The sequence below is a fragment of the Nonomuraea sp. NPDC046570 genome, from assembly GCF_040645915.1.
Lineage (GTDB): Bacteria > Actinomycetota > Actinomycetes > Streptosporangiales > Streptosporangiaceae > Nonomuraea.
On sequence record NZ_JBEYZF010000031.1, the window covers coordinates 24,678 to 42,023 of the forward strand.

Below are 17,346 nucleotides of genomic sequence, written 5' to 3' on the forward strand. Positions count from 1 at the left end.
AGCTGACCACGGGCGCTCAGGCGGCGCCGAAGCGCAGCGTCAGCGCCGCCTCACCGGCGCGCAGCTCGTAGGCGGGCAGAACGCCGGGACCGCAGGACGCCGAGCCGATCCCGTGCTGGGCGAGGTCCAGATTGAAGTGCACCAGGTCACCTGGCCGCAGGTCGGTCAGGTGCCTGGCGCGGTCCAGTTCCGCCGTGGTCCACCTGCGGGCTCGTAGAGGCGCGGCGTCTCCGCGCTCCACGGCTCGGGGGTCGGTGAAGTCCTCCGGCGTCCGCGCGGTCGGGTGACCACCGGAACCGCCAGGTGCCGTTCAGGTGTGGGCGTCTGCGCCCGCAGTGTCAAACCGCTAATCAGCGGGAATTTACTCAACCTGTGCCCATACAAGGCGTGAAGGAGCCGGGTTGAGCACACGGGACACCATCGCTTTGCTGGCAGGCGCCGTCCTCATCGCCTCACTGTTCGGCTCCCAAGGCCACCCACCGCCCGCCAAAGCCGCACAACCCCTCGCCAACCCCGACGGCACCCGCCCCGGACTGGCCCCCATCACCGCCACCGTCGACAAGGCCGCCGCCACCGACCTCATCAGCGCCCTGCGCGTCCGCGCGATGGGCCCCAAGAGCGGCTACCGCCGCAGCAGGTACGGGGCCAACTGGGCCGACACCGCACGCGGCATCCCCTACGCGCGCAACGGCTGCCGTACCCGCGACGACCTGCTCGCCCGCGACGGCCAGGGCCTCACCTACCGCCACGGCTCGCACTGCGTCGTCACCGCCCTGCGGCTGCACGACCCCTACTCCGGCAAACGCATCACCTGGAGCAAACGCCACGCCGACCGGATCCAGGTCGACCATGTCGTCCCGCTGTCCTACGGCTGGCGCATGGGCGCCGCCCGCTGGACCAAGGCCGAACGTGTCCGCTTCGCCAACGACCCGCTCAACCTCATCCCCGTCGACGGCGACACCAACGAGGCCAAAGGCGGCTCGGGCCCTGCCTCCTGGCTGCCGCCCCAGCGCCGCATCCGCTGCGCCTACGCCGTCAGGTTCGCCCAGGTGGCCCTCAAGTACGCGCTGCCCGTCACCCGCGCCGACAAGCGCGCCATGCTGAGCCAGTGCCGTCACAGCTGATCGGCCCAGTCGAAGCCGCGCGCGAACGTCTCACGGGCCAGCACCCGCTGGCCCTCCGCGTTCGGATGGAAGAAGTCCCACTTGCTGATGTGATCCAGCGTGAACGGGAAGGAGAACACCGCCCCGCCGTCGGTACGGCAGAGCGAGCCGTACGCCGCGCACGCCGTGGCGAACGCGCTGTTGTAGTCCATCAGCCGAGCCCGCACCCGCGCCCGCCGGTTCACGTCCTTGCGCGCCCGCGATGTCGGGTCGGCCAGCATCGCCGGGCAGATCCGCCCGATCGTCCAGAACGAACGCGCGATCGCGTTGTCCTTGCCCACCCGCCACAACCGCCGCATGTCCGGGATGCTCGCCACGAACACCCGCGCCTCCGGCAGCCCTGCCCGCAACTCCGCCAGTGCCTCCTCCACCCGCCGCCGGTACACCTCCACCGGCGTCATCACCCGCTCCGAGCTCACGCACGCGTCCTGCGCGCCGATGAGAATCGTCACATATCCGGCCTTCACCGACACCGCCTGACGGACCTGACCGAGCAGATCCGCGCTCGTCGCACCCGGCACCGCGAAGTTGCGGTTGTGCCCCGACAGCTCCCCGCCCCTGGCCGCCAGCCGCCCGTAGTGACTGCTCACCTGCGCGTTGTCCCCGGCCGACCACGACCGCGACCTACACGCCACATACCACCCGCAGGCGTTGAAACCCGCACTGATCGAATCACCCAGCGCCGCCATCACCGCAGGTAGCGGCTCTGCGACCGACGCCGACGCCCCCGAACCCGACAGGACCACAACTGCGGCGACCACAGGCGCCAGAGCACGGATCATGGCCCCAAAGGTAGAGATCGACGCCACCCTCTACCAGCCGGACCCGGCTCCGGCAACCCACTTCCTATTCCCCCTTGACAGAACCGGCCCCAGCGGGATGACCCGCATACCAAGATCTATCCCAGCCATGGCCGTACCCAGGCCCCCGAGTCGAACGTGTTCAGTTCCCGCATAGAGTGTCTCGGGTGAGTGTCGCGCTCGGAATAACCCGCCCACTGCCGGTTCGCACCACCCAGGTAAGCGACCCCGGAGACCTGCTCTCCCACCTGCCCAGCACCGCGCCCTACGCCTGGATCAGGCACGGTCAAGGGCTCGTCGGCTGGGGCCAGGCGGCCCGCGTGGCCGTGCCACCGGGCCCCGGCCGCTTCGCCTGGGCCCGCCGATGGCTCGCCGACGTCTTCGCCGACGCCCACGACCAGCCCGGCACAGGCCCCGTCGCCTTCGGCACCTTCACCTTCGACGAGAACGCCACCGGCTCCGTCCTCGTCGTCCCCCAGGCCACGCTCATCCGCCGCGACGGGCGGAGCTGGCTCACCACCGTCGGCGACGCCCCGCACGAGAGCCCCCTCACCCCGGCCCGCGCCCCCGGCCGCATCAGCTACGGCGACGGCAGCCTCACCGCCCCCGAATGGGAGCACATCGTCGCGCACGCCGCCCAGCGCATCCGCGACGGCGAACTCGAGAAGGTCGTCCTCGCTCGCGACCTCACCGCCACCGCCGAGCACCCCATCGACGTCCGCGTCCTGCTCACCAGGCTCGCCGACCGCTACCCCGACTGCTACACCTTCTCCGTCGACGGCCTCGTCGGCGCCACCCCCGAACTCCTCATCCGCCGCACCGGGCCGCACATCGAGTCCCTCGTCCTGGCCGGCACCACCGCGCGCGGCGCCGACCCCGCCGCCGACCGCGCCAACGGCATCGCCTTGTTCAACTCCGCCAAGGACCGCCACGAACACGAGTGCGCGATCGCCTCCGTCCGGCAGGCCCTCGCCCCGCTCTGCTCCACCCTGCACACCCCCGACGAACCCGAACTGCTCGTCCTGCCCAACGTCCAGCACCTGGCCAGCCCCGTCAGCGGCCACCTCGCCGACGGCGCCACCGTGCTGGACGTCGTCGCCGCCATGCATCCCACCGCCGCCGTCGGCGGCACCCCCACCGCCACCGCCGTCGACCTCATCCGCGAGATCGAGGGCATGGACCGCGCGGGCTACGCCGGACCTGTCGGCTGGATCGACGCCCACGGCGACGGCGAATGGGGAATCGCCCTGCGCTCCGGCATCGTCGACGGCAACCAGGCCCGCCTGTTCGCCGGCTGCGGCATCATGGGCGACTCCGACCCCGCCTCCGAACTCGCCGAAGCCCAGGCGAAGTTCCGCGTCATGCAGTACGCCCTCGAGGGCTGACCCCTGATCAGCCCTCGCGGACGTGGATCCCCTCGCCTCTGATCACCTTGGCGCGGCCCGCCGTCAGCGTGGCCACCCAGTCCTCGAATCCGTCCACCCGCTCCTCGCCCACCGCCACCGCGAAACCCACCTCCGCGCCGTAGGTCACCTCGCGCACGGTGTACGGCGAGGCGCGCAGGTCGTTCTCCAGCCGCCCGGCCTGCCCGTGGTCGGCCAGCACGCGCATGAGCGTGGCCGGCACCATCCGGACGGGCTCGACCCGGTCCAGCGTCTCGGTCACCGCCGAGCCGTACGCGCGCACCAGGCCACCCGCGCCCAGCAGCACCCCGCCGAAGTAGCGCGTCACCACCGCGACCACGTCGTTGAACCCCCGCCCGACCAGCGCCTGCACCATCGGCGTGCCCGCGGTCCCGCCGGGCTCGCCGTCGTCGTCCCCCTTCTGCAGCCGCTGGCCGATCACATAGGCCGTGCAGTTGTGCGACGCGCCCGCATGCAGTGCGCGCCGCTCGGCGATGAACGCCACCGCCTCCTCGACGCTCCCCGCGGGCGCGATGGCGCAGATGAACCGCGAGCGCCGTACCTCGTTCTCGTGCTCGACGGGGTTTGCCAGGGTCAGGTACGGCGAAGCCATTGTCCCAGGTTATCGCCTTTACAAAGTAGATCCACTAGGCGGTTGTTAGGGTCAGGGCCTTGATCGACGGAGGGCGGCGGGGCATGCGGGTGACGATGACGAGCGCTGCGGCGCGGGCCGGCCGCGTGAACGAGGACTTCACCGGCGCCGTGCCGACGGCAGCGGTGCTGATCGACGGCGCCGGCATCCCCGGCATCGAATCGATCTGCCGGCACGGCGTGGCCTGGTACGCCAACCGCCTGGGAGGCAGCCTCCTCAGCCTCTTGTCGCTCGAGCGGGACCGCAGCCTCTCGGAGCTGCTCGCCGAGGCCATCAAGCAGGTGACGGACGATCATCGGGACACCTGCGACGTCGCCGACCCCATCAGTCCGTCGGCGACCGTGGCCATGCTGCGCCTGTCCGGCGGCCTCATCGAGCACCTGGTGCTCGGCGACTCAGTCCTCGTGCTCGACAGAGCAGACGGTGGGCCGCTCGTCTTCTCCGATCCCCGGGAGGTGATCATCAGCCGGCCGTACCGCTCCGCGCTCGAGGCCGCCGCCGAGGGGAGCGACGAGTACCGCCGAATCCTCCGAGACCTGCGCGCCAACCGGAACCAGCCGGGCGGCTTCTGGGTGGCCAAGGACGACCCGCGTGCGGCGGACGAGGCGATCACCGGAAGCTGTCCGATCTCCGAGCTGACCGGCGCGGTTCTGCTCAGTAATGGAGCCAGCCGCATCGTGGACCGGTTCCGGCTCGCCGACTGGCCTGGGGTGTTGGCCATCCTGGAGTCGAGCGGACCCGCCGAGATCATCCATCGTGTCCGGCAGGCGGAGGCGCGCCACGCGGTGGCGGCGGACGACGCGACGATCGCACACTGCACCGACCTCGGCGAGGCCTGACCGTCGCCTGGCGCGGTACGACCTCGAGCGTGAGGATGAGCATCATGCCCAATCCGCACCCCGCTTCCGTGCACCCCGCACACATCTCCCTCGCCCCGTCCCGCATAGCGTTCCAGGCATGACTTATCGCGTCGCCATGGACATCGGCGGCACCTTCACCGACGTGGTCTGCTACGACGAGCGCACCGGCGCCGTCACGGCCTCGAAGGCGCCCTCGACTCCGGGAGATCTCGCCGAAGGCGTCTTCGCCGCCCTCGGCCGGGTCGTGGACGACCCCGCGGCCATCTCCTTCTTCGTGCACGGCACCACCCAGGGGCTCAACGCGCTGCTGGAGCGCAAGGGGGCCAAGGTCCTGCTGCTGACCAGCGCGGGCGCCAGGGACGTCTACCAGATCGCCCGCGGCAACCGCGACCGCATGTTCGACCTGCGCTACCGCAAGCCGGCCCCGCTGCTGGAGCGGCGCGACACCATGGAGGCAGGCGGCCGGCTCGACTGGCGCGGCCGGGAACTGACCCCCCTCGACGAGGAGGCGGTACGGCACGCCGCCGGGCGCGCCCGCGCCGAAGGCTACGACGCCGTCGCCGTCTGCCTGCTGTTCAGCTACGTCAACCCCGCCCACGAGGCGCACGCCGGGCAGATCCTCGCCGAGGAGCTGGGCGACGACGTCCTCGTCGTGCTCTCGCACGAGGTGGCCCGCGAGTGGCGCGAGTACGAGCGCACCTCCTCCGCCGTGCTGGAGGCCTACACCGGGCCCGTCGTGCGGCGCTACCTGGCCAGGATCGAGCAGCGCTTCGCCGAGCGCGGCCTGGCCGTACCGGTGCACGTCATGCAGTCCTCCGGCGGGCTGGTCAACGCCGGGTACGCGATGCGCCGCCCGCTGCAGACCCTGCTGTCCGGGCCCGTCGGCGGCACCATGGGCGGTGTCGCCGCGGCCCGGCTGCTCGGCCTGGACAACGCCATCTGCGTCGACATGGGCGGTACCTCCTTCGACGTCTCCCTCGTCGTCGGCGGGCGCCCCGACGTCAGCGCCGAAGCCCGCATCGAGGGCTTCCCGGTGCTGATGCCGATCGTCAACCTGCACACCATCGGCGCGGGCGGCGGCTCCATCGCCTACTCCGAGGCAGGCGCGCTGCGCGTCGGGCCGGAATCGGCCGGGGCCGTACCCGGGCCCGCCTGCTACGGGCGCGGCGGCACCGAGCCGACCGTCACCGACGCCAACGTCGTGCTCGGCCGGGTCGACCCCACTTGGTTCGCCGGCGGCCTGATGGCGCTGGACGAGGAGGCCGCCGGTGCCGCCGTGGCCACCCTCGCCGACGACCTCGGCCTCGACCCGCTCCAGCTCGCCGAGGGCATCTGCGACGTCGCCAACGCCAAGATGGCGCAGGCCATCCGCACGCTCACCGTCGAGCACGGCGTCGAGCCGCGCGAGTTCGCCCTGGTCGCCTTCGGCGGCGCCGGAGCCATGCACGCGGTCTTCATCGCCCGCGAACTCGGCATCGCCGAAGTCGTCGTCCCCCGCTTCCCCGGCGCCTTCTCCGCCTGGGGCATGCTGGAGGCCGACGTCAGGCGCGACCTCACGCACCCCTACTTCACCCCGCAGGACGACCTGGACGGCGCCGACATGGCCGGCCGCCTGACCGCCCTGGAGGCCGAGGCGCTCGACGCGCTGCGCGGCCAGGGCGTGCCCGAGGAGCGGCGCCGGGTCGAGCACGCGGTCGACATGCGCTATGAGGGCCAGGACTACACCCTGACCATCCCCCTCGACGGGGCCGGCGAGCCCGGCCGGCCCGGCTTCCTGGCCACCGTCGCGGCCCGCTACGCCGAGGCGCACACCAGCCGGTACGGCCACGCCACCCCCGAGGCGCCGGTCGAGTTCGTCATGCTGCGCAGCACCGGCTTCGGCACCTTCCCCCGCGCGGCCGCAGCCCCCGCCCCGGCCGAGGACGCGGCGCGGGCCGTACGGGATGTGATCTTCGACGGGGAGGTGCACCGCACTCCCGTGCTGCGGCGCGCCGGTCTCGCCGGTGAGCTGGCCGGGCCGGCGATCGTGGTCGAGGAGACCGCGACCACCGTCATCCCGCCCGGCTGTCTCGCGCACGTCGACGACAACGGATTCCTGATCATCAAGGTGGGAGGCCACAAGTGATCGACCCGGTGACCACGGAGATCATCCGCTGTGCGCTGCTGCAGGCGGCCGAGGACATGAACACCACCCTCATCCGCTCCTCGTACACGCCGGTGATCTACGAGGCCAAGGACTGCGCCGTCGCCCTGCTCGACCGCGACCACAACGTCCTCGGCCAGTCCTCCGGCCTGCCGATCTTCCTGGGCAACCTGGAGGTCTGCACCCGCGAGACCGAGCGGCTGTACGGCCGGGAGATCTGGCGGGAGGGCGATGTGTGGGTGCTCAACGACTCCTACATCGGCGGCACCCACCTCAACGACGTCACCGTCTACGGGCCCATCTTCGCCGGTGGCGAGCTGGCCGGCTTCGCCGCCTCCCGCGCCCACTGGCTCGACGTCGGCTCCAAGGACCCCGGCGGGTCCATGGACTCCACCTCCATCTTCCAGGAGGGGCTGCGCCTCGGCCCGGTGAAGATCTACGCCGGCGGGGAGCCGTGCGCCGACCTGCACCAGGTCATCGCCCGCAACGTCCGGTTCCCGCACGCCACCCTCGGTGACATGCGCGCCCAGGTGGCCTGCGCCATGACCGGCCGGCGCCGCCTCACCGAGATCGTCAACCGCTGGGGCCTCGACACCGTCACCGCCGCCAGGGACGCCATCTTCGCGCAGACCGAGCGCCTGGAACGCGCCGCCATCGCGGCCATCCCCGACGGCGTCTACCGCGCCTCCGGCTTCCTCGACAACGACGGCATCGACCTCGCCACCCCACTGCCGGTCAACCTCACCGTGACCGTCTCCGGCGAGAGCGTCGAGGTCGACCTCACCGACTGCGCCGACCAGGCGACCGGGCCGGTCAACTGCGGCGCCGCACAGGCCGTGGCTGCCGTCCGCGTCGCCTACAAGCTCCTGGTCAGCGGCGAGGTGCCGCTGAACGGCGGCTCCTTCCGGCCGCTCAGCGTGCGGACCAGGCCGGGCTCCATGCTGGCCGCGCAGTCGCCCGCCGCCTGCCAGTACTACTACTCCCACCTCGGCCTGCTCATCGACCTCGTGGTCAAGGCGCTGGCCCCCGCCGTCCCGGACAAGGCCGCCGCCGCCAGCTACGGCGACTCCCTCATCGTCCAGTTCACCGGCACCGACCCGCGCAGCGGCAAGCTGTACGTCTCCCAGGAGGCCACGGTGGGCGGCTGGGGCGCCTGGGACGGCGGCGACGGCGAGACCTGCCTGATCAACAACGTCAACGGGTCGCTGCGCGACATGCCCATCGAGGTGCTGGAGACGCTCTTCCCCGTCCGCGTCACCCGCTACGAGGTCCGCCCCGACACCGGCGGCGCCGGGCAGTGGCGCGGCGGCAACGGCGTGGTGCGCGAGTACGAGTTCTCCGGCGACACCTCCCTGTCGCTGTGGTTCGAGCGCTCCGTCACCCCGGCCTGGGGCCTGGCGGGCGGCGAGGCGGGCGCACCGCCCCGCGTCCTGCTCAACCCGGGTACGGCCGGCGAGCAGGCGATGCTCAAGGTCAACGCCCTGCCGGTCAAGGCCGGTGACGTGCTGCGCTGCGAGTCGGGCGGAGGCGGCGGCTACGGCCCCGCCGACCTCCGTGCCCCCTCGGCCCTCGCCGAGGACCTCGCCCAGGGCATGACGACCGCCCCCTGAGAACCTCCCGCCGTACCGGCACTGCGAGCTCCCTCCGCCGCCCGTCCCGCCGGGCGGCTCAGCCGCGTACCCGCAGGACGTGGCTGGCCACGTGCAGGGCGAGCCGCGTCGCCGGGTCGTCCAGGTCGAAGCCCGCCGCCCTGATCCGCTCCAGCCGGGCGGTGACCGTGTTGCGGTGTACGCCCAGCCGCTCGGCCGCCCGGATCGCGCCGCCCTCGTCCAGCACCGCGGCCAGCGTCTCCAGCAGCACGCCGTCCCGGTCGAGGTCGGTGAGCGGGCGCAGCAGCACCAGTGACGGAGCGCGCAGCACGGTGCCCGGCAGGGCGGCCAGCAGTTCGCCCGGTCCCATGCGGTCGGCGCTCGCCACGCCGCCCTCGCCCGCCACCAGGGCGGCCGCCTCGGCGCCCAGCAGCGAGCCGTTCACCGCCGCGAGCCCTTCGGCCCGCGCTCCCACGCCCGCCGAGCAGGGCACGGGCAGCACCGGCAGGCGCTCCCGCAGCCACTCAGCGACCTCGTCCGGCCCTGCCGCCGACCAGCCCGCCCAGCCGTCTCCGCGGAGCATCAACGGGCCGGGCCCCAGACACGCGGTGATCACCTGCGAGGCGACGGCGGCATCGCGTACGGGCCGGACCATGAAACCGGTGAGCTCGCCGCGGACCGGCCATCCCAGCGCCGCCGCCCGCGCCCAGCCCTCCTCCCCCGGCCCACCGGCTTCGGGAGTCGCATCGCCCGGCGCCTGGACCGGCTCGGGGGGTGGGTCGGACAGCAGGCGTTCGGCCAGGGCCGTGCGCCTGGACAGGTCGCGGTCGGCCGCCAGCCGTTCGGTCGCCGCCCAGGCCGCCAGCGGGGCCACCGCCAGCGCCAGCACCGCGTTCACCACCCAGGGCCATCCGGGCGACCGCGACGAACCTCTCGCCACCAGCGTCCCCAGCGGCCCACCCTCCTGATCGAGCACCTCCATCGTGGCCAGCGGCTCCCCCTGCCCGGCTCGCGAGTCCTGTCCGGGCGGGGAGGCGGGTCGGCGGCTCGCCGGTTCCGGGCGGCCGGCGCGGCCCGCCACCCGGGTGCCGTACGGGTCCAGGAAGGCGACCGCGGTGCCCGGGAGTTCGGCGTTCAGGACGGCCAGGACTCTGCGGGCCGAGCCGCCCACCTCGGCCAGCCTGGTCGCGCACCTGGCCACGAGCTGGGTGCGGGCCGCCCCGGGCCGGGCCGCCGCCGAGGCCACCTGGACCGCCGTCACCAGCGGGTCCTCGTCCACGAAGATCAGTGTCACGCCCAGGCGCTCGGCCAGCACCGCCCCGGACCCGCCGCTCACCGCCGCCGACGGCGCGATCACGCACGCCGCCGCCTGCTCCCACGCACGCCGCATCGCCATCTCCACGGCCCATCCCCCGCTGGCCGCCGCCCCGATCAGCACCACCGCCGTGTGCGGCGCCACCGACCCGAAGACCTCCAGGTGGTCGACGATCCGTACCTCGTGCACCGGATTCTCGCCGTCGCCGTACATCCGCGCCCCCGCCAGCGGCCCGCCGTTGACCAGCTCGGCCACCGTCACTGGCGCCTCCCACGCGGCCCCGGCCCTCACAGCGGCACCCCGAACGCCCGCAGTCCGCCGAGCAGGCGGCCCCTGGCCGTGTGCCAGGCCGGGGCCGCGTTCAGCACCAGGATCTCCACGTCCATGCCGGGTTCCGCCTTGTCCACGTCGACGACCACCCCGGTGGTCGTGGAGATCATGCAGATCTGGTCCGGCGCCATCGCCACGGGCGCCCCGTCGGCCAGCGCCAACACCACCTCGTTGTGCGCCTCCAGCCGGACCAGCCGTTCGAGCCCGCCGTACTCCTCCACCACGATGCTCGACGGCAGTGAGGGCAACGCCAGGTCGGCGCCGTGGCCGGTGCTGCCCTCCACACCGGCGATGCGGCCCACGCAGAGCGTCCGCAGGCCGTACGGCGCCGCCAGGGCCCTCGGCGCGCCCGGTGCGCCCGCCTCCAGCAGCCGCCTGACCGTCCCCGGGACGCACGACTCGGCAAGCCGTTCCGCGCTCGTCGGGTAGCAGGCCGCCATCCCCCACCCGCCGAACGACAGCACCACCGGCCTGACCAGCTCCTCCACCCGGTCCGGCGCGGTCTCCAGCAGCACCAGCTCCCCGGAGGGCCCGACCAGCGCCAGCGGCGTGGAGCTGATCCCGCCCAGCGTGTACGTGGTCTGCTCGACCAGCGGGAAGACCCGCCCGGTCCCGTCGGCGTCCACCAGCGGCAGCCCGAGCGAGGCCGCCGCGATCACCGGCAGCAGCGCGTTCTCCGCGGCCAGGTTGAGCGCGACCACCGCCCCGGCCCGCGCCCCGAGCCGCCGCTCCAGCGCCCGTACGGCCCGCGCCGGCTCGTCGCCCGCGGGCAACTGCTCGCCCAGCGCCGTCGACGACCCCACCAGGGTGATCGCCACGCACAGCGTCCGCGGCTCCAGCTCGTCCGCCTGGACCACCGGCACCCCGCCGCCGATCACCGACCTGGCCCAGTCCACAGCCAGCTCGAAGGACGCCTCGGCGGCCCCGGTGGCGAACAGCCGGGAGCCCGCGGCGAACCTGCCCAGAGACGTCTCGTCGATCACGGCGTCGCCCCCTCCGCGGTGACCCGCAGCCGGTACAGGCCGTCGGGCAGGTAGGACAGCGGGTTCACGGTGGTCGAGGCGATGCGCGCCGAGCCCGGGGCCGCGCCCGCGCTCACCACTCTGGCCAGGGCCTCGTCCCGCGCGCTGTCCAGCACCCGGTCGAGCTCGGCCCGCCCCCTGGCCTGCACGATCCGCTCCACCTCGGCGGTGGGCCCGGCGAGCGCCGCCCCGAACGCCGCGGCGGGCGCCACGAGTTCCCCCCGGGCGCCGTCGCCCCGCCGGGCGGCCCCTCGCGCGAAGCCCAGCCCGTCCAGGGGCCGCTCCTCGGCGGCGATCCCCGCCTCCTGCCGCGACCACCCGACGGCGTCCGCGACGAGCCCCTGAACCCGCGCGGCGGCGTCCTCCGCGGGCCCCCGGAGCGGCCCGGCGCCCTGGGATCGTTCGGCGGTGTCCGCCTCCGGAGGCGCGGGCAGCGGGACCAGGGAGGCCATGGCCGCCAGGCCGCGGGCCTCGCTCGCCGTGGCGCCCGCGTAGCACACCAGCGGATACCGCCGGAAGTAGTGGGAGGCCACCAGCCCGTCCCCCGACCGGGCGAAGAACAGCGGCAGCCCGGGAAAGGCCCGCGCCACCTCGTCCGCCACCCGGCCCGCCTCGGGGCCCAGCGCCGCGTTCATGATCGCGTCATCCTCGCGTTCCCGCAGCCCGGCCCGCCCGAACTCGTACGACAGCGTGATCCGCGCCCCGGGCACCTCGGCCGCGATGATCTCTGCCACCGCCAGCTCGTGGTCGGCCAAGACTGGCGAGCCCGAGGCCGTCACCGCGAAGTCGGTCAGCCCCGCCCCGGCCGCGAACCGCCGTACCGCGGCGGTGTCCAGCCGGGCCAGTTGACGGCCGGTGAGGGTGTGCCCGCCGCGCACGATCGTCGCCAGGCCCGACCCTTTCGGCCAGCCGGCCAGGGGCCGCAGCGCGGGCGGGCAGCTTCCGGCGACGCGGATGGCGGCGACCGGCGCGGGCCGTACCGTGTCGAGGTCCACGGCCACGCAGACCGCGCGCGCCCGCCTGAGGTAGTCGGCCATCCCTGGGGAGGGGGCGCGCGCCTCCCAGGGCTCCGCGCCGGAGACCACCCCCAGCAGGGCGCCGTCCCTGACGGCCACGACCGCGCTCACGGTCGTCGTCGCGGGCTGGGCGAGCGCGACGCCGAGGATCACTCCAGTTCGCGTCCTTCCGTCTCCGGCAGCGGCATCGCCAGCAGTGCCGTGACCAGCAGGAACGCGTTGATGACCAGCATCGTCGCGGTGAACCCGGTGGCGCCGGCCAGCATCGCGCCGACCGCGCTCGGCGCCAGGGCCGTCGCGATGAGCTGCGACGCGGTCGCCCACGAGTAGCCGGTGCCGCGCAGCGCGGTCGGGTAGAACTCGCCATTCCAGGTGTTCCAGACGCCCCAGGCGCCCAGGCTGAAGAACGACAGGATGAAGTTGCCGGCGTACAGCTCCCAGGTCGTGGAGGCGGTGGCGAACCAGAGGCCGCCGATCGCCGCCGCGACGACGTACACGAGGAAGACCTTCTTGCGGCCGAACCGGCCGGTCAGCAGCGAGGCGCTGACGTAGCCGGGGATCATCATCAGCGCGCTGAGCGCCGCGAAGCCCAGCGAGGCGTCGAGGCTGAGCCCCTTGCTCTGGAGCAGCGTCGGCAGCCAGGTCTGCAGGCCCCAGTAGCCCCAGTTGAAGGCGAAGTTCAGCAGCAGCATGACCACGGTGATCTTGCGCAGCCGGCCGCGGAACAGGTCGAGCGGGTTGCCCATCCGGGTGCCGGCGACGGTGAAGGTCGCGTCGGCGTCGGGGCTGCCCAGCTCGCGCAGGACGGCGCGCGCCTCCGCCTGCCGGCCGCGGGCGGCCAGCCAGTACGGCGACTCGGGCACCCACGCCTTGATCGCGAACGCCCACAGGCCGGCCGCCGCGCTGGCGACGACCACGACGTGCCAGCCGAGGTCGCCGAAGGCCACCGAGGCGCCGATCGCCGCGAGCATGCCGATCGGCCAGCCGATCGACAGGTAGACCGCCGCCCGGCCCCTGGTCCTGGTGGGCAGCAACTCCAGGAAGTACGGGAAGGTGATGGTGTAGACGCCGGCGAGCGCGAGGCCGGAGGCGACGCGCAGGCCGATGAGCGTGGCCGCGTTCGGCGCGAACGCCGAGGCCAGCGCGATCACCCCGTAGGCCAGCAGGGACCAGAAGCTGGCGGGCTTGCGGCCGATCCGGTCCGCGACGGGCCCCCAGATCAGCACGCCGGGGATCATGCCGAAGGCCACGGCCGACAGCACCAGGCCGATGCCGGCCTCGTCCAGCCCGAAGGAGGCGCCCAGGTCGGCCGCGACGTAGATCAGGGCGAGCTGCTCCCAGGACTCGATGACGAACGCGATGAACAGCGCGAGTGCGATCAGCACGTGCCGCCTGGAGAACGGCATGCGGTCGAAGGCGGCGCCGATGGGCATGGTCGGCGTGTCGATGGCGGTCATGGAACTCCTCGGAAGAGGGGCGCGAAGTACTGCCGCACCATAAGCCGCCCCCTCTCGACCGGCCCTGTGCACGCCGCCCAGCTCCCCGGGGCCGCGTGTGCACCTCGCCCTGAGGTTCAGGGTACCCGCAGGTCAGAGAGTGTTCTCGTGGATGTGCACGATGACCCATTCGCCGTCGATCCGGCGCAGCACGGCGGTGGTGCGGACGATCTCGGGCTCACCTTCGGCGAAGTCGACGCGCAGCAGGTAGCGGGCGAGCGCGGTGTCGCCCCACATGTCGACGACCTCGTCGTAGGCGCGCACCCCGGTCTCGGGCGGGCCGTCGGCCGGGCGGGCGTCGCGCACCTTCTCCAGCTGTTCCCTGCTGGTGATCAGGGTCGGGTCGGCCGAGTCCCAGATCGTCGCCTCAGGGTGCAGCAGCCGGTCGATCCCGGCCCGGTCCTCCCTGGCGTAGGCGTCGTACATCCCGGTGATGACCGCCCAGACGGCCTCGCGTGCCACGGATGGGCTCCTCTTCGTCGAAGGTGTGTTCTCCCACGTTAGGGGCGCTGGACCGGCCGAGCGCCTTTACAAAGTAGATCACCAGCACCGTCGTGAGACGCACGTCGGCTTCTCGCACGGGCTGCACTACTGCCTGGGCGCCGCGCTGGCCCGGCAGGAGGGCGAGGTGGCCTTCGAGGCGATGCTGCGCCACTTCCCCGGGCTGTCGCCGGCGGTCGCGCCGGGGGAGCTGGCGCGGGCGTTCGATCCGAGCGCGTGGCGGCTGGCGGCGCTGCCGGTACGGCTCTCCGCCGAGTAGGTCACTCGCGGCTGAGCTCGTGGGCGAGCTGGTCGAGCTCGGCGCCGCCGGCCATCAGCGAGGTCAGCCGGTCCAGGGAGATGTCGGCCTTGGCGTACTGGCCGAGGCTGGCGCCCCGGTTCAGCAGCAGGAAGCGGTCGCCGACCGGGTAGGCGTGGTGCGGGTTGTGGGTGATGAACACGACGCCGAGCCCCCGGTCGCGGGCTCGGACGATGTAGCGCAGCACCACGCCCGCCTGTTTGACGCCGAGCGCGGAGGTGGGCTCGTCGAGGATCAGCACGCGCGCGCCGAAGTGTACGGCGCGCGCGATGGCGACCGACTGCCGCTCTCCCCCGGACAGGGTGCCGACCGGCTGGTCGACGTCGCGGATGTCGATGCCCATCGCCCGCAGCTCCTCGCGCGCCACCCGCCGGGCTTTGGCCACGTCGAAGCCGAGGCCCTTGCGCGGTTCGGAGCCGAGGAAGAAGTTCCGCCAGACCGACATCAGCGGGATCATCGCCAGGTCCTGGTAGACGGTGGCGATCCCGCGGTCCAGCGCCTCGCGGGGGCCGGCCAGCCGTACCGGCCTGCCGTCGACCAGCAGTTCGCCCGTGTCGTGCCGGTGCACGCCGGCCAGGATCTTGATCAGGGTGGACTTGCCCGCGCCGTTGTCGCCCAGGACGCAGGTGACCTGGCCGGCCTCGACGCTCATCGACACCTCGCGGAGCGCCAGCACGCTGCCGAAGGTCTTGCCGATGGCCCTCGTCTCGAGGATCAATGCCTCACCTCTTCGGCGTAGCGGCGCACCAGCCGGTTGGCGAGGGTCGCCAGCAGCAGCATCGCGCCGAGGAAGAACTTGAACCAGTCGGCGTCCCAGCCGAGGAAGACGATGCCCTTGTCGGCCATGCCGAAGATGACCGCGCCGATGGAGGCGCCGATCGCCGAGCCGTACCCGCCGGTCAGCAGGCAGCCGCCGATGACCGCCGCGATGATGTAGATGAACTCCTGGGTCACGCCCGTGCTGGCCTGGACCGAGGTGAAGCGCAGCGCCAGGATCGAGCCGACCAGCCAGGCGGCGAAGGCCGTGGTCATGAACAGCGCGATCTTGGTGCGCGCGGCGGGCACGCCGACCGCGCGGGCCGCCTGCTCGTTGCCGCCGACGGCGAAGATCCAGTTGCCGAAGCGGCTGCGCGCCAGCACCCAGGTGGCCAGCACGGTCACCGCGATCCACCACAGGATCGCCACCCGGAAGCCGACGCCGCCGATCGTGACCGTGCCCGCGAAGACCATGTTGGCGGTCTCGAAGCCCTCGGCCCGGCGCAGGCCGCTCACCTGGACGGTGCCGGTGATCAGCTTGGTGACGCCCAGGTTGACGCCCTGCAGCATGAGGAAGGTGCCGAGGGTGACGATGAAGCTGGGCAGCCTGGTCCGGGTGACGAGCAGGCCGTTGAGGAACCCGATGGCCAGCGCGACGGCCAGGCCGACGAGCATCGCGCTCCACACGTCGAAGCCGTAGCGGGTGGCCAGCGTGACCAGCACCAGCCCGGTGGTGCCGGTGAGCACGCCGGCCGACAGGTCGAACTCGCCGCCGATCATCAGCAGCGCGATGGCCACGGCCATGATGCCGAGCGTGGCGGCGGGGTCGAGCCAGTTGGCGACGCCGGCGGGCGAGCGGAAGACCTCCGACTGGACGGCGAAGAAGGTGAAGACGGCGATCGCGCCGACCACCGCGCCCAGTTCCGGCCTGATCAGCGTCCTGCGCAGGCGGCCGACGTCGGAGACGCGTTCGTCGGCCGCCGGCACCGCGGTCGTCATCGCGTGCCGCCCTCCGCCAGCTTGGCCACCTGCTCGGCGTTGTCCTTGGTGACGAAGCCGGGGCCGGTGTTGACCGGCAGGCCGCCGCCGACGGTGTTGAGGTTGTTCTTGTACAGGTAGAGGAAGGTGATCGGCAGCCAGCCCTGGAGGTACTGCTGCTGGTCCACGGCGAACAGCACCTCGCCGTCCTTGATGGCGGTCACCACGTCGCCCGACAGGTCGAAGGTGCCGAGCTTGGCCGGCGAGCCCGCGTCCTTCAGGGCGTCGCGGGCGGCGATGGCGACGGCCGGGTTCAGCGCCAGCACGCCGTTGATCGACTTGTCCGCCTGGACCTTCGCGGTGATCTTCGAGCCGACGTCGGCCAGGTTGCCGACGTCGACCTGCAGCCGCTCGACGGTGCCGCCGAGGGTCGCCTCGGCGCCCTTGCAGCGCTGGTCGAGGCCGACGTTCCCGGCTTCGTGGATCACGCACAGCAGCTTGGTGACGCCCTCGGCCTTGAGCTTCTCCCCCGCGCCGCGCCCGGCCACCTCCTCCGACTGGCCGACGTGGGTGATCGCGCCGAACTCCTTGGAGGACTCCAGGCCGGAGTTGATGGTCACCACCGGGATGCCGGCGGCGACCGCCTTGCCGATCGACTCCTTCAGCGCGTCGGGGTTGGCCATCGAGACCGCGATGCCGTCGACCTTCTGCGAGACCGCCTGGTCGACGAGCTGCGACTGCTTGCCGGCGTCGCCGTCGCCCTGGTAGGTGACGCTCACGCCGTACTTCTGGCCGGCGGCCTGCGCGCCGTTCTTCACCACGTCCCAGAAGGAGTCGCCCGCGCCCGCGTGCGTGATCACGGCGAAGGTGCCCTGAGCGGCGGCAGCGGGAGCGCTCGCCCCGCCCTGTTCCTGACCTCCTCCGGAGCTCTGCGAGCAACCGCTCAGCACCAGCGCCGCCATCAGGCCGAGCACGACCGGGGTCCGCTTCATCCGACACCTCCATGACCAAGGGCTCGCCCCCG

Annotated in this window: 16 protein-coding genes and 1 pseudogene; 6 read left to right on the forward strand and 11 right to left on the reverse strand. The window is 72.9% G+C overall.

Annotated features, from left to right (window positions below; genetic code table 11):
- Window positions 1-16: 16 nt before the first annotated feature.
- Window positions 17-241 (reverse strand): hypothetical protein, encoded by a 225-nt coding sequence (locus ABZ911_RS34000; RefSeq protein ID WP_358065479.1) that lies wholly within the window; start codon window positions 239-241, stop codon window positions 17-19.
- 160 nt (window positions 242-401) lie between these two features.
- On the opposite strand from ABZ911_RS34000, the gene ABZ911_RS34005 reads away from it, so the two are divergent.
- Entirely contained in the window at window positions 402-1,124 is a 723-nt protein-coding gene (locus tag ABZ911_RS34005) for an HNH endonuclease family protein (RefSeq protein ID WP_358065482.1), read from the forward strand.
- Here ABZ911_RS34005 and ABZ911_RS34010 read toward each other — a convergent pair.
- The gene (locus ABZ911_RS34010; protein WP_358065485.1) at window positions 1,115-1,945 is read right to left on the reverse strand and encodes a GDSL-type esterase/lipase family protein; all 831 of its coding nucleotides are present in this window, start codon (window positions 1,943-1,945) and stop codon (window positions 1,115-1,117) included. The genes ABZ911_RS34005 and ABZ911_RS34010 overlap by 10 nt on opposite strands.
- A gap of 185 nt (window positions 1,946-2,130) precedes the next feature.
- Between ABZ911_RS34010 and ABZ911_RS34015 the strand changes: the two genes are divergently transcribed.
- A complete protein-coding gene (locus tag ABZ911_RS34015; RefSeq protein ID WP_358065488.1) occupies window positions 2,131-3,348 on the forward strand; it encodes an isochorismate synthase in 1,218 nt (405 codons plus the stop codon).
- A gap of 7 nt (window positions 3,349-3,355) precedes the next feature.
- On the opposite strand, the gene ABZ911_RS34020 is transcribed toward ABZ911_RS34015, so the two are convergent.
- Window positions 3,356-3,979 carry a YigZ family protein gene (locus tag ABZ911_RS34020; RefSeq protein ID WP_358065491.1) on the reverse strand — a complete coding sequence of 208 codons (624 nt, stop codon included), beginning with the start codon at window positions 3,977-3,979 and terminating at the stop codon, window positions 3,356-3,358.
- 59 nt (window positions 3,980-4,038) lie between these two features.
- On the opposite strand from ABZ911_RS34020, the gene ABZ911_RS34025 reads away from it, so the two are divergent.
- From ABZ911_RS34025 to ABZ911_RS34035, 3 genes are all read left to right on the forward strand, one after another.
- Window positions 4,039-4,857 (forward strand): integrase, encoded by an 819-nt coding sequence (locus ABZ911_RS34025; protein WP_358065494.1) that lies wholly within the window; start codon window positions 4,039-4,041, stop codon window positions 4,855-4,857.
- A gap of 118 nt (window positions 4,858-4,975) precedes the next feature.
- Window positions 4,976-7,003: a hydantoinase/oxoprolinase family protein gene (locus ABZ911_RS34030; RefSeq protein ID WP_358065497.1), complete on the forward strand. Its 2,028-nt coding sequence runs from the start codon at window positions 4,976-4,978 to the stop codon at window positions 7,001-7,003.
- A complete protein-coding gene (locus tag ABZ911_RS34035) occupies window positions 7,000-8,631 on the forward strand; it encodes a hydantoinase B/oxoprolinase family protein (RefSeq protein ID WP_358065500.1) in 1,632 nt (543 codons plus the stop codon). The genes ABZ911_RS34030 and ABZ911_RS34035 overlap by 4 nt, the downstream gene beginning before the upstream one ends.
- Window positions 8,632-8,689: 58 nt before the next feature.
- Here ABZ911_RS34035 and ABZ911_RS34040 read toward each other — a convergent pair whose 3' ends face one another.
- The 5 genes from ABZ911_RS34040 to ABZ911_RS34060 all read right to left on the reverse strand — a co-directional run bounded on the left by ABZ911_RS34040 (window position 8,690) and on the right by ABZ911_RS34060 (window position 14,251).
- Window positions 8,690-10,186 carry a helix-turn-helix domain-containing protein gene (locus ABZ911_RS34040; RefSeq protein ID WP_358065503.1) on the reverse strand — a complete coding sequence of 499 codons (1,497 nt, stop codon included), beginning with the start codon at window positions 10,184-10,186 and terminating at the stop codon, window positions 8,690-8,692.
- A 26-nt stretch (window positions 10,187-10,212) separates the two neighbouring features.
- Window positions 10,213-11,238 (reverse strand): DUF917 domain-containing protein, encoded by a 1,026-nt coding sequence (locus tag ABZ911_RS34045; RefSeq protein ID WP_358065506.1) that lies wholly within the window; start codon window positions 11,236-11,238, stop codon window positions 10,213-10,215.
- Window positions 11,235-12,446, reverse strand: coding sequence for a hypothetical protein (locus ABZ911_RS34050; protein WP_358065509.1), 1,212 nt, complete (start codon window positions 12,444-12,446; stop codon window positions 11,235-11,237). Before ABZ911_RS34050 ends, ABZ911_RS34045 begins: the two co-directional genes overlap by 4 nt.
- Window positions 12,443-13,750, reverse strand: a complete 1,308-nt coding sequence (locus tag ABZ911_RS34055) for an MFS transporter (protein WP_358065512.1) — start codon at window positions 13,748-13,750, stop codon at window positions 12,443-12,445. Before ABZ911_RS34055 ends, ABZ911_RS34050 begins: the two co-directional genes overlap by 4 nt.
- 132 nt (window positions 13,751-13,882) lie before the next feature.
- A complete protein-coding gene (locus ABZ911_RS34060; RefSeq protein WP_358065515.1) occupies window positions 13,883-14,251 on the reverse strand; it encodes a nuclear transport factor 2 family protein in 369 nt (122 codons plus the stop codon).
- An 88-nt stretch (window positions 14,252-14,339) separates the two neighbouring features.
- Here ABZ911_RS34060 and ABZ911_RS34065 point away from each other — a divergent pair.
- Window positions 14,340-14,549 (forward strand): annotated as a pseudogene (locus ABZ911_RS34065) (cytochrome P450); the annotation flags it as partial.
- A gap of 1 nt (window position 14,550) precedes the next feature.
- Here ABZ911_RS34065 and ABZ911_RS34070 read toward each other — a convergent pair.
- From ABZ911_RS34070 to ABZ911_RS34080, 3 genes are read right to left on the reverse strand one after another with little or no spacing between them, the layout of a single operon-like run.
- On the reverse strand, window positions 14,551-15,306 hold the full coding sequence (locus ABZ911_RS34070) for an ATP-binding cassette domain-containing protein (RefSeq protein ID WP_358065518.1): 756 nt from the start codon (window positions 15,304-15,306) through the stop codon (window positions 14,551-14,553).
- Window positions 15,303-16,343 carry an ABC transporter permease gene (locus tag ABZ911_RS34075; protein ID WP_358065521.1) on the reverse strand — a complete coding sequence of 347 codons (1,041 nt, stop codon included), beginning with the start codon at window positions 16,341-16,343 and terminating at the stop codon, window positions 15,303-15,305. The genes ABZ911_RS34070 and ABZ911_RS34075 overlap by 4 nt, the downstream gene beginning before the upstream one ends.
- Entirely contained in the window at window positions 16,340-17,314 is a 975-nt protein-coding gene (locus ABZ911_RS34080) for a sugar ABC transporter substrate-binding protein (protein ID WP_358065524.1), read from the reverse strand. The genes ABZ911_RS34075 and ABZ911_RS34080 overlap by 4 nt, the downstream gene beginning before the upstream one ends.
- Window positions 17,315-17,346 lie beyond the last annotated feature (32 nt).